General features: G+C 65.8%; 17 protein-coding genes and 2 pseudogenes. 10 read left to right on the top strand and 9 right to left on the bottom strand.

Annotated features, from left to right (window positions below; all coding sequences use genetic code 11):
• Positions 1 to 11: 11 nt before the first annotated feature.
• Positions 12 to 1,496: an adenylate/guanylate cyclase domain-containing protein gene (locus AC6CID_RS23120; protein ID WP_450151333.1), complete on the bottom strand. Its 1,485-nt coding sequence runs from the start codon at positions 1,494 to 1,496 to the stop codon at positions 12 to 14.
• A gap of 353 nt (positions 1,497 to 1,849) precedes the next feature.
• Here AC6CID_RS23120 and AC6CID_RS23125 point away from each other — a divergent pair, with 353 nt between their 5' ends.
• The 3 genes and pseudogenes from AC6CID_RS23125 to AC6CID_RS23135 all read left to right on the top strand — a co-directional run bounded on the left by AC6CID_RS23125 (position 1,850) and on the right by AC6CID_RS23135 (position 3,404).
• Positions 1,850 to 2,095: a hypothetical protein gene (locus AC6CID_RS23125; RefSeq protein WP_490604541.1), complete on the top strand. Its 246-nt coding sequence runs from the start codon at positions 1,850 to 1,852 to the stop codon at positions 2,093 to 2,095.
• Positions 2,092 to 2,861, top strand: a pseudogene (locus AC6CID_RS23130) (Nramp family divalent metal transporter); the annotation flags it as partial. The gene AC6CID_RS23125 and the pseudogene AC6CID_RS23130, both read left to right, overlap by 4 nt.
• A gap of 243 nt (positions 2,862 to 3,104) precedes the next feature.
• The gene (locus AC6CID_RS23135) at positions 3,105 to 3,404 is read left to right on the top strand and encodes a hypothetical protein (RefSeq protein WP_498354560.1); all 300 of its coding nucleotides are present in this window, start codon (positions 3,105 to 3,107) and stop codon (positions 3,402 to 3,404) included.
• A gap of 102 nt (positions 3,405 to 3,506) precedes the next feature.
• On the opposite strand, the gene AC6CID_RS23140 is transcribed toward AC6CID_RS23135, so the two are convergent.
• Both AC6CID_RS23140 and AC6CID_RS23145 read right to left on the bottom strand, forming a co-directional pair.
• Complete coding sequence (locus AC6CID_RS23140) at positions 3,507 to 4,277, bottom strand: replication protein (protein WP_498354561.1); 771 nt, start codon at positions 4,275 to 4,277, stop codon at positions 3,507 to 3,509.
• Between the two features lie 208 nt (positions 4,278 to 4,485).
• Entirely contained in the window at positions 4,486 to 5,187 is a 702-nt protein-coding gene (locus AC6CID_RS23145) for an SIMPL domain-containing protein (protein ID WP_498354562.1), read from the bottom strand.
• A gap of 193 nt (positions 5,188 to 5,380) precedes the next feature.
• On the opposite strand from AC6CID_RS23145, the gene AC6CID_RS23150 reads away from it, so the two are divergent.
• Entirely contained in the window at positions 5,381 to 5,653 is a 273-nt protein-coding gene (locus AC6CID_RS23150) for a GlsB/YeaQ/YmgE family stress response membrane protein (protein WP_019289453.1), read from the top strand.
• A 69-nt stretch (positions 5,654 to 5,722) separates the two neighbouring features.
• On the opposite strand, the gene AC6CID_RS23155 is transcribed toward AC6CID_RS23150, so the two are convergent.
• Positions 5,723 to 6,142 carry a glutaredoxin domain-containing protein gene (locus tag AC6CID_RS23155; RefSeq protein WP_006552091.1) on the bottom strand — a complete coding sequence of 140 codons (420 nt, stop codon included), beginning with the start codon at positions 6,140 to 6,142 and terminating at the stop codon, positions 5,723 to 5,725.
• Positions 6,143 to 6,301: 159 nt separating this feature from the next.
• Here AC6CID_RS23155 and AC6CID_RS23160 point away from each other — a divergent pair, with 159 nt between their 5' ends.
• Both AC6CID_RS23160 and AC6CID_RS23165 read left to right on the top strand, forming a co-directional pair.
• Positions 6,302 to 6,982 (top strand): phosphatase PAP2 family protein, encoded by a 681-nt coding sequence (locus AC6CID_RS23160; protein ID WP_450151334.1) that lies wholly within the window; start codon positions 6,302 to 6,304, stop codon positions 6,980 to 6,982.
• 182 nt (positions 6,983 to 7,164) lie between these two features.
• Positions 7,165 to 7,572 (top strand): annotated as a pseudogene (locus AC6CID_RS23165) (LpxL/LpxP family acyltransferase); the annotation flags it as partial.
• A gap of 34 nt (positions 7,573 to 7,606) precedes the next feature.
• Here the strand turns inward: AC6CID_RS23165 and AC6CID_RS23170 are convergent.
• Positions 7,607 to 8,365, bottom strand: coding sequence for a DUF6920 family protein (locus AC6CID_RS23170; RefSeq protein ID WP_259444431.1), 759 nt, complete (start codon positions 8,363 to 8,365; stop codon positions 7,607 to 7,609).
• 270 nt (positions 8,366 to 8,635) lie between these two features.
• On the opposite strand from AC6CID_RS23170, the gene AC6CID_RS23175 reads away from it, so the two are divergent.
• On the top strand, positions 8,636 to 9,322 hold the full coding sequence (locus AC6CID_RS23175; protein ID WP_039958072.1) for a ZIP family metal transporter: 687 nt from the start codon (positions 8,636 to 8,638) through the stop codon (positions 9,320 to 9,322).
• A gap of 50 nt (positions 9,323 to 9,372) precedes the next feature.
• Here AC6CID_RS23175 and AC6CID_RS23180 read toward each other — a convergent pair whose 3' ends face one another.
• The 3 genes from AC6CID_RS23180 to AC6CID_RS23190 form a co-directional block, all read right to left on the bottom strand.
• Entirely contained in the window at positions 9,373 to 10,173 is an 801-nt protein-coding gene (locus tag AC6CID_RS23180; RefSeq protein ID WP_006552097.1) for an HAD-IIA family hydrolase, read from the bottom strand.
• 49 nt (positions 10,174 to 10,222) lie between these two features.
• On the bottom strand, positions 10,223 to 10,477 hold the full coding sequence (locus tag AC6CID_RS23185; protein WP_006552098.1) for a hypothetical protein: 255 nt from the start codon (positions 10,475 to 10,477) through the stop codon (positions 10,223 to 10,225).
• Positions 10,478 to 11,063: 586 nt separating this feature from the next.
• Positions 11,064 to 11,327 (bottom strand): hypothetical protein, encoded by a 264-nt coding sequence (locus AC6CID_RS23190; protein ID WP_371850701.1) that lies wholly within the window; start codon positions 11,325 to 11,327, stop codon positions 11,064 to 11,066.
• Between AC6CID_RS23190 and AC6CID_RS23195 the strand changes: the two genes are divergently transcribed.
• Positions 11,269 to 11,568 (top strand): hypothetical protein, encoded by a 300-nt coding sequence (locus AC6CID_RS23195; protein WP_228045063.1) that lies wholly within the window; start codon positions 11,269 to 11,271, stop codon positions 11,566 to 11,568. The two genes, AC6CID_RS23190 and AC6CID_RS23195, sit on opposite strands and share 59 nt — an antisense overlap.
• A 164-nt stretch (positions 11,569 to 11,732) precedes the next feature.
• Positions 11,733 to 11,858 carry an ANTAR domain-containing protein gene (locus tag AC6CID_RS23200; RefSeq protein WP_498354571.1) on the top strand — a complete coding sequence of 42 codons (126 nt, stop codon included), beginning with the start codon at positions 11,733 to 11,735 and terminating at the stop codon, positions 11,856 to 11,858.
• A 37-nt stretch (positions 11,859 to 11,895) separates the two neighbouring features.
• Here the strand turns inward: AC6CID_RS23200 and AC6CID_RS23205 are convergent, their stop codons facing one another.
• Entirely contained in the window at positions 11,896 to 12,237 is a 342-nt protein-coding gene (locus AC6CID_RS23205; protein ID WP_255312743.1) for a VOC family protein, read from the bottom strand.
• 353 nt (positions 12,238 to 12,590) lie between these two features.
• Here AC6CID_RS23205 and eat point away from each other — a divergent pair, with 353 nt between their 5' ends.
• Positions 12,591 to 14,045: an ethanolamine permease gene (gene eat / locus AC6CID_RS23210; RefSeq protein ID WP_498354563.1), complete on the top strand. Its 1,455-nt coding sequence runs from the start codon at positions 12,591 to 12,593 to the stop codon at positions 14,043 to 14,045.
• The last annotated feature ends 12 nt before the right edge of the window (positions 14,046 to 14,057 follow it).

The following is a 14,057-nucleotide window of genomic DNA, read 5'->3' on the forward strand; positions in this document are numbered from 1 at the left end:
GTCGGCGACGATCATCGTGGACGCCTCACTGCCTTGTTGCGACGGTCTGCGAGGCGGGCGAGCTCACGAAGCATGCCGGGAGCCCGGCGCGCCATGGTCAATACTGCCCGGTCCGAGACGGTCGGGCGTGGTGGCAGCGCAGGCTGTGCAGGACGGGCCCCGACCGTCGCCCTGAACACCTGGACCTGACCGGGCACACCTTTGAGCCGATGCCTGCCCAGGTCGGTGAAATCGAAATCTCCGCCGACCGCAAGCTCGCGCACCGCCTGTGAGCATCGCACCTCGCCAGGCCCGGAGGAGGCAGCGATCCGCGCTCCGATATGGACCGTCATTCCGGTCAACCCGGGACCGGTGCGGGTCACCGACCCGACATGCACGCCGGAGCGCACAGAGAATCCGAGAGTCGATGTCGATCGGATGATCCGGTGCGCGCACTGCAGTGCGGCCACTGGACCGTCGAAGACACTGAGGGTCCCATCGCCCGCGATGCCCACCAGCGTGCCTCCGCCGGCCTCGACCTCCGCGCGCACGAGTCGGTCGTGCGCGCCCAGCAACCTCGCGAACCGGTTGTCACCGACCTCCGCGAGCAGGTCGGTGGAGCGGACGACATCGGTGAACAGAACCGCGCCCAGGAACCGATCGGCCTCGACCGGATGGTCCGTGCCGCTGACGAGTTCCTCCACGTGGTCGAGAACAGGAATCAGCACTTCACCCAGGGTTGAGCCGAGGGCGATCGGTGGCAGCTCGTAGAAGCGGCCGTTCGGAATCTGCGCGGCCATCCTGCGGCCGGCCTCTCGAGCGAACAGAGTGTCCGGCTGATGCAACACCTTCGTCGGGCATTGGATTGCCGGCAGAATCAAGGAGTAGTTCGCGCGGAGAGCCCACTCGAGATGTTTCTGGGCAGTTCTCGGTGTGGCGGAGCAGCGTTCGAGCAGCGCCATGATCCGTCGATTGTGTGGGACATCGAGGGTCGGGTGTGCCAGGGACGTGAGCTTCCCTTGACCCCAGCATGCGTACGCATCCCGATACGACTCGACGAACCGGTCTCGCTCGTCAGCAGTCCATCCCGGTGGCGGATCACCGTCGGACAGCAGGGTATCGGACCAGGGTTCGGCGAGGACCAGCCCGGAAACGCGGTCGGGGTGCCGAGCAGCTACCAGGGCAAGGGGCCCGCAGGTGCTGGCTGCGCCGACGAGCGTGGCGCGATCGACCTCGGCGTCGTCGAGCACCGCGACGACGTCGTCGGCCTGCTCCTCGAGCGTGGGGACGTGCTCGACGGGATCGGACAGTCCGAACCCGCGTCGCTGGAAGAACAGCGAACGCGCGAAGCGGGCACAACGTTCGAAGTTGTAGTGGAAGTGCGGATCGGTCCACATCAGGTCCGGATGCATCATGTCTTCGAAGAACCACGCGATCGGATGTGGCCCCTCACCCACGATCTGATACGCCAGTGCGGCGCCGTCGCGCTGGATGTACCGCGTCACGGGCGGATCCATGGGAACAACGATAGGAGCCGGTCGACAGCGCGGCGAGTGTCGGCTGTCGAAACCGACCGGCGACGGAAACCGGCCTCTATCGTGAGGTTGCTGAGGAAAGCGTGGTCTTCACGGCGCGTCTCGCATGAGACGGGTGGACGCCGGAGCAGGGGTGTGCTGCTTTCTGTGGTCGCTGCAGCGCTGCTCCTGGGTGTCTTCGCATCAGGGTGCGCTTCGATGCGCGGCGGGGTGGAAGGCGATTTCGGTCGGGCAGCGCAGCAGATCGGTTCGGCGGCGGTCTCGGCTCAGCTGAGCCTGGAGGTTTCGCCGACGGTCACAACACCACCGCCGCCACGGACACCGCCCTGTCGGACATGCTCGAAGAGGTCGACCAGGCCGTCTCGGCAACCGCGGATCGAGCGGTGGACACCCCCGGCCAGGGAACCCTGCGCGCCGAGGTCCTGCAGGCGGCGAACACGGTTACCGGACAGATCATCCGGGGACGAGACATCGTTGCCGGAGTCGGCGAGCAGACCGAGCTGACTGCGGTTGCGGCCGAGCTCGGACGTGCAGGTACGGAGTTGCTCGATCTCGGAGACCGTCTCGAGGCGGCCGGATGAGAAGTCTCTTCGCCGTCGCTCTCAGAATCCTCACCGCGATCGGGGGATTTCTCGACATCGGTGATCTGGTCACCAATGCCGTGGTGGGCGCGCGTTTCGGGTTGTCCTGGCCTGGGTGGTGCCGGTAGGCGTGCTGGGAATCTGTGTCTTCCGCAGATGTCCGGCCGCGTCGCTGCGGTCAGCGGCCGAGCCACTTTCGAGATCATTCGCGAACGTCTCGGGCCGCGCATGGCAGTGGCGAATCTGAGCGCGTCGCTTCTGATCAACCTGTCGACGTGGACCGCCGAGGTCGGTGGTATCGCGCTGGCGTTGCAGTTGGCGAGCAGTGTGAACCCGAAGATGTGGATTCCGGTAGCCGCCCTGGCGGTGTGGCTGGTGATCTGGCGGGTGAAGTTCTCGGTGATGGAGAACGTCACCGGGGTGGTCGGACTGTGCCTGGTCATGTTCGCAGTGGCGGTGTTCCTTCTCGGCCCGGATTGGGGGGCAGCTCGCGAACCAGGTGTTCACTCCATCCCTGGTGGACAGCGAAAAACTGGCGGCATATCGGTATTACGCGATCGCGTTGTTCGGTGCGGCGATGACTCCGTACGAGGTGTTCTTCTTCTCCTCCGGGGCGGTGGAAGAGAAGTGGACGGTGCGGGATCTGGCGAAGTCCCGGCTCAACGTTCTGGTCGGATTTCCCCTCGGCGGCATCCTCTCGGTGGCCATCGCCGCGCTGTCGGCGATCGTGCTGATGCCCCCTGCTCGTCCGGTTGTATCAGCCAGTGGGGGAGTGCCGTCGCCGGAGGTCGTCGGGATTCTCCTCTCGCCTTGCCGGCGCGCCGCTGACCGATCACGCCGCGGCCTCGACGATGCTGGGCAGAGTTACCACGCTCCGGCGGCGGCACGTCGCTGCTGCCGACGCCCGCCTTTTCCGTCGTGACGTCGCCTTGCCGGTATCCGCTGCGCACGTCGACGCAACGCCAGCTCGTGCTGCAAGCGCTCCGCAGACAGCTTGCCCGGACCGTGAATGCTCGTGCCGTCCGGCCGTTCGATCGTGGTGGCCATCGCCGTGTTTCTCCTCGAGGATCTCGAAATTCGCCAGCGTCCAGTAGTACTCCTCGACAAGTGCTGGGGCAATGGAATTTACGCCATTCTGCTGAGCACGAATGAACACCAGGCGATCACGAGTGACGGCGTTGTGTCCGCTGCCGTGGACCAACAGCACTTCCGGCCCACGGCCACCGAAATCGAGTCCCGACAGCACGCCGTCGTCGACGGCACTTCGATACGGGTTCCCGACACCATCACCATCCCTCGCCGTCGATAGCTCGGCGAGACTGCCTACCGCAGAACGTTACCTACCCCTCGTGAGACAACCGATCCATCCGATCGGTCAACGGAATTCGGCCGAGCGCCTTTGCATCGGATCTCAGGCCGCAGCCGGCGCGCGACACCCGCACCGCACGGCACGCCCCTGCTCGTCATCGGGAAGCCACCCGTACTCGTCGCAGTCGCCGCACTTCGGGTGGAGGACACGGGGCGTCGACAGCGACCGCCACAACGGCAACCATCCGTGCGCCAGTCGCATCGGATTGCCCGGTCTGTGCACGGATTTCGCTGCCGCAACCAGAGCCGGCACGCCGTGTGTGGCGACGAGTGTTTCGATCGCCGCTGCCGCATCGGGTTTGAGGTAGACGAAGGTCGCGGTGAGCCCGGCCTGCCTGCAGGCTGCCGCAAGCTCGACCACCGCCGGACCGAGCGGTGTCTTCGCGACGCGCGGTGTGCGGTTGGTTTCCGTCCTTGGTGCATCGGTACTTGAAAGAGCGCCTGGGTCTGCGATGTCCGCGCTGCCGCGGGTCGGATTCTCAGGCGCCGGGTCGGTGGCGGGACGTTCGTAGATGGTCTGGATGGTGATCCATTGGCCGAGTTCGTTCTGGATCTTCTCGCGTACCAGGTAGCCGAGGTCGGCGAGCTCGCGCAGAGCGGATCGGATCGCGTCGCGACCTTCCTTCGGTGACTGTGCCGCGATCGAGTCGGCGCGGGTGCGCCAGTCGTCGGGCTTGGACAGCAACCAGACGAGCACACCCCGCGCGCGGAAGGACAGCCGCTCGTCGGTGATGACGGCATTGCTGAGGACGGTGAAGTTGGCGGCAAGGCGCGGTCCACGACGCACGCCGCCGGCCAGGGTATTCTGACCCACGTTCGACTCCTGTTCAGTCGGACATCCGGCCCGTCGGGAGCTGCAACTCCTGGCGGGCCTTATTCGATTGTGGCCGCGCGGATCGGCGGCGTGCTGGCATCGTGCCACCGTCTGTACAAGGCGCGCAAGGAATCGAGCGGAGGGTGCTCGAGTTTCGGTGTTCTCGACGTCGCTGAGCGGGGTCCGGAACACCGAGGTTTCCCCGACGCTAGGGGGACGCTTCGAACCGCGCCTCGACGTCGGCGGTGAGGGTGACGCGGTCGGGTTCGAAGACCAGCGCGGGTTCGGCGGACTCGGGTGCGCTCATCGCATCCGAGCGCAGCATCGCTGTGCGCATCGTCGGAGCGCCGCCCGCGTGGACGGGTGAGGGCTGGGAGCCGAGCATGCCCGGATCGGCGATGGCCACCGCACGAACGGTGGCGAGACCCAAGGACGTCGTGTACGCCTTCGCCTTGTCGAGGGCGTCGCGGACGGCGAGGTCGCGGACCTGTGCGAGTCGCTTCTTCCGGGCCTTGCGGGTGATCCACCACTGGAGATCGGCGACGGTGACCACCTCGAGTTCGGCGACCTGCTCGACGAACGCACCCACAGCGTCGAACTCGTGGAAGGTGACGGTGATCGACGCCGACGAGTTGTACACCCACGGCCGGTTCTTGCCCTCGCGGTTGAACGGGCGCCGCCGGCTGTGGCGTACCCGATCGAAGGTCCACCGCTTCACCGGGCTCGGGGTGCGCTTGCGCAGTTCGGTGACGAGATCGGTGATGGTGGCGACGGCCGCGGTCACCGGTTCGGCGGCCTGCTTGCGCGACGAGCCGTCGGCGTGCACCCGCAATACCACCGTGCACCGGTTGGGTGCGACGGTGCGCTCGGCGTGCCCGGTGACGGTGATCGTGACGGGAGGCTGGGTCATGCGCAGGAGTGTGCCAGCGCGAGCCGTCCCCGTCGGGCAGACGGCACGTGCCACGGTCGGAACCGTCGAATCCGACCTTCCGGGCGTCGCATTCGTGCCACTCTGAAGTTGTCAGAAGTGAGAGGTGTGACTGGTGGGACGACTGGGTATCTGAGTTGGGTCGAACTAGCCAGTGTTCACGAAAGGACTGCACATGCTCGGACTCGGAATCCTCGGTTGGATCATCATCGGTGGTCTCGCCGGTTGGATCGGCAGCAAGATCATGGGCACCGACGCCCAGCAGGGCATTCTTCTCAACATCGTCGTCGGCGTCATCGGCGGCTTGATCGGTGGTTTCCTGCTGAAGGTCTTCGGGGTGGATGTCGAAGGCGGCGGACTGATCTTCAGCTTCCTGACCTGCCTCCTCGGCGCGGTCATCCTGCTGTTCCTCGTCAAGGCCGTCACCGGCCGAGGCGTGCGCCGCTGACCGCTCTGCATCAACGAGGTCCCGGATCCACACGGATCCGGGACCTCGTTCGTGTCGGGGGTCGGCTCGTCAGACCAGTTGATCGCGAAACCAACGTGGGTCGGGATTGGTATGCGACACGTCGCCGACGAACACCGTCGGCACCGTCTCGTTCCCGCCGTTGACTTCCCGGACCCGAGCGGCCGCAGCGGGATCCCGCCAGATGTTCACCCAGATCGCGCGACGCGCGCGAGTGCGCAGGGTGGCGCGCAACCGGATGCAGAACGTACACCCCGGGCGCCAGTACACCACCGGAACGCCGCGGGTTGCGGCGTCGCGACGGGCGGTCGCGTCGTCGACGTGATGGGGGAAGAACAGGGGAGAGGTGACCCAAGCAAAGACGAGGAGCAGTACTGCCGTCACCACCGAGGTCACGTCGAATGCGCCAGTGAGCAGAACGACCGCCGCGACGGCCACCATCGCTGCGGAGAGGATCCAGGTTCGCCACACGCGTGCGAGCCTATCGCCCGGGCGGGAGGCAGAAGCCAACTCGTCCGCCGGCCTGCAGTCGTCTCGGAACGGGACGCGTCGCAGGCTCGAAGCTCCCCGTCACCCCGCCCGACCAGCCGGTCTGCCGCCGGGCAAGGTGGCGCGATAGCGTCTTCGGTCATGGTCGTCACCGAGAATTCACCTCCTGTATCCCCGCGGTTGGTCCGCTCGATGTTCATCCCTGCCGTAGGGGTGGCGCTCGTGCTGACTCTTCTCGCGGCGGCGACGGTACCGATGCGCGACCGCCTGTATCTGTCCGTCGCTCAGACCGTCGAGGGGTCCTTCCTCGGACCGCTCGCAGGTCTCGTCGCGGACAAGGGGCTGCTCGTCCTGGTCGCCTTCACCGGTGTGCTCGCGGCGTGGCTGTGGCGGAACGATCGACGCAGCTTCGGCACCCTCGCCGTCGGCGGTATCGGTGTCGTGGGTGCCTACCTGTCGAGTGAACTCGTCAAGCTCGTGGTGACGGAGCCGCGACCGTGTCGCGCACTCGGGATCGAGACGGTGCTGGAATGCCCCGAGGTGGGTGACTGGTCCTGGCCGTCGAACCACTCCGTCATCGCGGCGTCGTTCGCCACGGCGTGTGTCCTCGCGGCTCCGCGTCTGATCTGGCTGGTCGCTCCGCTCGCCGCGGTGCTCGCCTTCTCCCGGGTGACGGTGGGGGTGCACTACGTCCACGACGTGCTGTCGGGCATGGCGCTCGGCGTGTTGATGGTCGCGCTGGTCGTCGTGGTGCTTCTGCCGTTCGCGTCGCGGCTTCCGATCCTGTCGCGCGAGGCACCGGCCGCCCCGCCCATCGGATAGGCGAACTGGATACGGCACACCGAATCCGGCTGTCGGCAGAGCGAATCTGCAGGCAGCCGGATTTTTGTTGGCAAGTCGGACGGGGCGCGACCGCCTCGAAGCTGTCGCGGTCGTGCTCATGGTGGGCTTCATGCTGCTGTTGAGCCCTGTCGCCGGCGTCGTCATCGTTGTCGACCTCCGCGTTCGGGGTACTCGATGCGCATGAAGGATCGGACCTACCGTTCGAACAGCTGACCGCCCGGATCCGGGAGGGACGGTTCGTCGGACTCCTCGGTGAGCGTGACCTGACCGGAGCGGGCGTGCCGGTAACCTTCTTCGGCGAACCGGCCTGCATGCCTGCCGGCCCGGCCAAGCTCGCGATCGATACGGGTGCGCCGCTGCTGCCGGTGCACTGCTGGTTCACTCCGGGCGGTTGGGGGTTCCGCATCGACGCCCCAATCGATACCGCAGGCGGCGTAGAAGCCACGACCCAGTTACTGGCCGACCGGTTCGCCGCCGGTATCGCCGCGCATCCCGCCGACTGGCACATGCTGCAATCGGTGTGGACGGCCGACCGGCGGGACCGCACACAGACACCCGGCAGACAGTGACGACGTCGGTTTACGCGGCAGGCCTCGTGGACCGTCAGAAGAAGTCGGCAGAGGTGATCTCGGCGCGGAAGAACTCGCCGTCCGTGCCGGTGCCCGTGTCCCAGCTCGCGCGGATCCGTGAGGCGATGGTCATGCCACCGAACCGGTGTTCGGCCTCGACCGCGACGATGAACGGATACCGGCCGAACTCGTGATTGTCGGGGTTGCCCCACCGCAGCATCCGCACCCCGCACAACGCCCCGTCCTCGGCGACATCCAGACGCACGGTTTCCTTGCGGCCGGCCACCGTCCAGGTCGCCGCGGCGACGAATTCGTCGCCGCGCCACCGTGCGAGGGGAAACGACGTCGGCACGAAGATGCTCTCCCCGGCCAGGCGGCCGACCGCGCTGTCGCTGACATCAGGGCCGTCCGCGGACATCACCGGAATGATTCCCCCTATCCGACAACGCATCTCGCCACAACCGTCGGTGAAGCGGTCGTACCCCGACACTGATACCGGGCCGATCCGAGTGGTCGCAGCCCACACGAATCCCGACGTCGGGGCGAGGAGTTGGACAGCGGTGAACGGTCGCCAGGATCCGAGCCGGATCTGCCCGGACATCTCGAGTCGTGCGGCTGCGGCCATCGGCGTGCCCTCGGCCACCGCATGGTTGATCCAACGCCGCGCAGCAGGCGGCAGGGGTTCGGTCAGGGCCGGGACGAACCGCTCACCGGTGCCCCTGATCTCGGACAGAGCACGCCAGTGTGCGCCGACATGATGAGCGGCGCGCGGAATAATCGGTGCACGGCCCATGCGCACGAATCCTCCACCGGTCGATTCGGCCCTTCACGATGCTTCGCTCGGACTCGGTGCTTCATCGATGGGGTGGGCCGATACTCGCTGATTCGAGCAAATTATGCCTGGGCACCGTGTCCTTGCCGACGGAATCGTCGATCATCGCGTTATAGGTGACCCTGCCCAGTCGGTCGGCGGTGACGTCCCTGGGTACCCGGTCGCCGGGACGGAAGAGGTACACATGAGCGTAACGAGTAGAGGACGGTGCCGACGCGGGGGTTCGGTTCGATGTTGACGGCCCTGTGGTACGGACTGGGGACCGCCGTGCCCTTGTTCCTCGGAGCTGCGATCGGCCTGCTCTACAACCTGCCCCGCCCGGTGCTCGCGGGGTTGATGGCCTTCGGCGCCGGTGCCATGGTGGCGGCGGTCTCCACAGAACTGTTCGCCCCGGCCTTCGCCGACCAGGGGTTGTGGGCGGCCGGCGGGGCCTTGATGCTGGGAACCGTCGTCTATGTCGTTGCCGATCGCGTAATCGAGAACATGCTCGGCCCTGCAGCCCTGGGTTGGGCGCTGATGCTCGGGGCCCTCCTCGACGGCGTTCCGGAGAATGCTGCGTTGGGGACCACTCTCGCAGCCGGCAGCGGTGGAATCGTGTTGCTGGTGGCCGTGGCGGTTGGCAACATCCCCGAGGCGGTGGCGGGTGCGGCGTCGATGCGGTCGGCTCTGTCGCATCGCTCTGCTCTGCTCATCTGGGGCGTGACGGCCGTTCTGCTGGTGGCGGTGGTTGTGGTGGCCACTGCGTTCGCCGATTCTCTGCCGGAAGCGGGAATTCCGCTGATCCAGGCATTCGCTGGAGGCGCCACCATTGCGGTGATCGCCGACTCGTTGATGCCGGAAGCCTATCGAGAAGGCGGATGGTGGGTCGGTATCTGCACTTCGCTGGGATTCCTGGTCGCCTTCGCTCTCGGTGCATGAAAAGCCCACCCTCATCGGATCCGGCCGAAAGTTCGGACCCCCGATACTCTTCAGAACGGATTTGCCGTTGACCCAACGAGATCCGCAACGGAATTGATGACGCGGGTCGGGCGGTAGGGGAACCGCTCGACGGACTCGCGGGTTGAAATGCCGGTCAGGACCAGCAGTGTCTGCAGACCGGCCTCGAGGCCGCAGACGATGTCGGTGTCCATGCGATCACCGATCATCAGCGTGTGTGCGGAGTGCGCACCGATCGCACGCAGGGCCGACCGCATCATCAGGGCGTTCGGTTTGCCCACGAAATACGGCTCACGGCCGGTCGCGCGGGTGATGAGCGCTGCGACTGCCCCGGTGGCAGGAAGCGAACCCTCCCGTGACGGGCCGGTCGGGTCCGGATTGGTCGCGATGAACCGGGCGCCGCGTTCGACCAGTCGGATCGCGGTGGTGATCGCCTCGAAGGAATACGTGCGTGTCTCACCGAGGACGACGTAGTCCGGGTCGCTGTCCGTGAGGACGTAGCCGATGTCGTGCAGCGCGGTGGTCAATCCGGATTCACCCACCACGTAAGCGCTGCCACCGGGACGTTGATTGGCGAGGAACGTCGCCGTCGCCAGCGCGGAGGTCCAGATCGATTTCTCGGGCACGTCGAGGCCGGAGCGCAGCAGGCGCGCCCGCAGATCTCGGGGTGTGCGGATGGAATTGTTGGTGAGCACCATGAACGGCGTACCGGTGTCGCGGAGCTCGGTCAGGAACGCGTCGGCACCGGGGATCAGGTGATCCTCGTGCACGAGAACACCATCCATGTCCATCAGGTAGTTCCAGACCGGCGCGGATGTGGGTTCTTCGCTCATTCTCCGAGTGTGTCACCTACTGTTCCGGTCGGCAGCCGATACAAGGCGATCACCCGCCGAGGTTCGCGACGGTCGAGCCGAGCACGCCCGCCTGTAGCTCCAGGTCGCTCTCGTCGTGGTCCCGATCCCGCGGTAGCTGCTTGCGGAGGTCTTCCCTGGTGACCACGAGGAACGCTCGGTTCTCATCCGTGAGCTCCTGACCTCCGACCACGCGGAAGCGTCCCTCCTCCAGAACGAGTGCGGGGTCATCGAGCGTCGAATCGAGGAGTTCTCGAAGGTCGGTGGCGGTCAAGTTGGTGGGCACATGTCCTCCTGCACTTGCTGTTCTTTCGAACCTGTCGGTGTCTTCCGGAGGTACCCGGTGGAGCGGTGGCCGAACCCGGTGGTATTCGGTCGCCGGGGCGGGTCGGCCACATCCGTGCGGGAAGCGCATCCGGTGGCGAAGGCTCGCGTGGCGGAGTGCGCCGACTCGCGTTACGAAATGTGAAGGGATCGGGTGCGTTCGGTCGCCTCTCGGCGAAAGGCGCAACACGGCTCCAGTCGAACGGAACTTCCGTGAAGGCAAAGGGTTGAGCCCGAGGGACACGAATACGCACCCGATCCGCCCAGCACAACGCGACCCGATGGCTATCTATTCCCGGTGGGGACAAGCGTGCGGAAGCCGAACGCGTGCGTGACGGACTGTGACCGCGGACATCTTCGTTGATGCTTCAACCGGCGTACGATCGAGACCACTCATGTACACAGACTTCGCCACACTCGGCGGAACTCTCATCTGGTTCGGCGCTCTGATCGCCCTTACCCACATCCTCGGCCACACCCTCTGACCTCCGACCCACGGTCGGCCACCCCATTCCTGAGGCGTCCGCCGAACGCCCAGAGGGTGCTCTTCACACTCCCGTGCCGGCAATCGCGGTTAGCGTGGGTGGTACGGGCATCTTGCCCGCCACTTTCTCGCCTTGACACGCGGCATCGTGAAACAGGCGGAAGAGGCTGCATTTCATGGCCGAATCGATCGAAATCTTGATCAAGGCCCTTGGAGATCTATGAAGACCGCCGAGCGGACGGCACGATCTCGGTGAAGCACTGCGTGCGGTGACCACGGCCGCCGCGGTGACGATCGCCGGGGTCGAGTGCGCCGACATCGTGCTCATCGGCAAGGACACATTCGAGGCGCACGGAGTGGCGTCGTCATCGTCCCGGGAACTCGGTCGGATCCAACGCGACGCCGGTGGTCCCTGCATCGACGCTGCCGGGGTCACGAGCGTGGTCTACAGCAGCGACCTGCGGTCCGAGAGACGGTGGCCGCAGTTCACCGAGGAAGCCCTGCTGGTCGGGGTCGGCAGTGTGTTGTCCTTCCAACTCACACCCGAACCGATATCGCCGGTTCGCTGAACCTGTTCGCATCGAAACCGCAGGCCTTCGACGGTGCTGCGGTAGCGCTGGGCATCGCACTGGCGGCGCAGGCGGCCGCCGAGCTCACTGCTGCACGCGCGGAGCTGCATCTGCGCTCGGCGTTGGGCACCCGAGACACCATCGGCCAGGCCAAAGGTCTTCTGATGCAGCGCTGCGGTGTCGATGCCGCCCGCGCCTTCGTGATGCTGCGGACGCTGTCACAGGATCTCAACGTCGCCGTCGCTCGAATTGCCGAGCGAATCGTCGAGGACCACACCGCTTCTCTGTGATCGGTTGTCGGATCACGGAACTTCGAGGTATACGGGCTCAGTCCAGACAGAACTCGTTGCCTTCGATGTCCTGCACGACGATGCAGGACTCGTCCACACCGTCGGCGTGCAGAACCTTCACTTGCGCGGCGCCGAGCGTCACCAGTCGGTCGGACTCCGCTTGCAGAGCAGACAGTCGCTCGTCGCTCTCCAAGCCTGTGCCGACGCGCACATCGAGATGCACCCGATTCTTCGCAGCCTTCGCTCGGGTCCGACGAAATCGAAGGTGACCTGTACCTGCCTGACCGACACCATGCGGGTACGCCCCGTGGCCGAGAGCGGACCCTCGGATCGGCGCACGACACTTCGATGAGCCCGCTACACCACCGATGCACCCCATCCGAACGCAGCCACGGCCACGATCGCTACCGCCCACAGCGGCGCTGTCACTTCGAATCCTCCACGTGTCGTCGGTTGGTAGAAGACCGCCCGCAGGCTACGTAACCGTGCGTTCCATTACAGGCGCGCAACAGAGTTGCAACAGTCTTCTCCGATACTCGAGAAACGAACAGACACCCTGTTCGCCCGGGAGGATGCTGGATCATCCGAGTTACACGGCTGCACTCCATCTCGTTGCGCGATTCTTCACGACCCCGGGGGGGGGTAGCTCATGAACACCGACAGCTGCTCGCGCGACGTTCCACTACCTCGGCGTGACGCCGCCGTACGAACCGATCGCCTGAGGGAGACGGAATGTCGGTCGTAGAACCATCGAAGAGTTCGAGGACCCGCAAGCACCACGACGGCGCCGACTTCCACGCCGAGAAGAGCGAATACCTCGAAAAACGTTCACTTCGTAAAGGAACCGCAGGGTGGGTGCTCCTTGCGGGACTCGGTGTCAGTTATGTCATCTCCGGTGACTACGCCGGATGGAACAACGGACTCGCCGAAGGCGGATTCGGCGGTCTGCTCATCGCCGGCGTGGTCATCGCGGGCATGTACTTCGCGATGGTGCTCGGGATGGCGGAATTGTCGTCGGCGCTCCCAGCTGCCGGCGGTGGATACACCTTCGCGCGTCGCGCGCTCGGTCCCTGGGGCGGATTCGCCACCGGCACGGCAATTCTCATCGAGTATGCGATCGCACCTGCGGCCATCGCGACGTTCATCGGCAGCTATGTCGAATCGTTGAACATCTTCGGGATCACCGACGGACGGTGGATCTACCTCGCTGTCTACGCCATTTTCATCGGCATCCACCTCACCGGTGCGGGCGAAGCGCTCAAGGCGATGTTCGTCATCACCGCCATCGCACTTGTCGGACTCGTGATCTTCGCAGTCTCTGCGGTGGGACTGTTCGAGTCCGACAATCTCACGGACATCGCGCCGACCGATGCCGTCGGCGCCTCGGGCTTCCTGCCGTTCGGTTACTTCGGTATCTGGGCCGCGGTCCCGTTCGCGATCTGGTTCTTCCTGGCGATCGAGGGCGTTCCTCTCGCTGCGGAGGAAGCGCGTGAGCCGGAGAAGAACGTGCCGCGCGGCATCATCTCCAGCATGCTGGTGCTCTTGCTGACCGGAGCGACCGTGCTGTTCCTGGCGACCGGTGCGTTGGGCGCCGAGGGGTTGTCGAACTCGGGCAACCCGCTCGTCGAGGCGCTGGGTGACGGGACAGCGGCGAAGGTCGTCAACTACATCGGGCTCGCCGGGTTGATCGCCAGCTTCTTCTCCATCATGTACGCGTACTCGCGGCAGACTTTCGCGCTGTCCCGGGCCGGCTACCTGCCGACGAGCCTGTCGGTGACGAGTTCCCGCAAGGCACCCATGCTCGCGTTGATCGTTCCCGGCGTGATCGGTTTCGTCCTGTCGCTGACCGGTGAGGGCGCGATGCTCCTCAACATGGCGGTCTTCGGTGCCGCCGTGAGTTATGTACTCATGATGGTCAGCCACATCGTGCTGCGCGTGCGCGAGCCCGGGATGCGGCGTCCGTACCGCACACCCGGTGGAATCGTCACGACATCGTTCGCGCTGGTGATCGCTGCGGCCGCTGTGGTTGCCACCTTCCTCGTCGATCCTGTTGCGGCTCTGTGGACGTTCGCCGCGTTCGCTGCATTCATGGCCTACTTCGGTCTCTACAGTCGCCACCACCTCGTCGCGAACTCCCCGGACGAGGAGTTCGCGGCCCTCGCGAAGGCGGAGGAAGAGCTGGGGTGACGACCTCAGGCC

The sequence above is a fragment of the Rhodococcus sp. GQ147 genome (assembly GCF_059759155.1).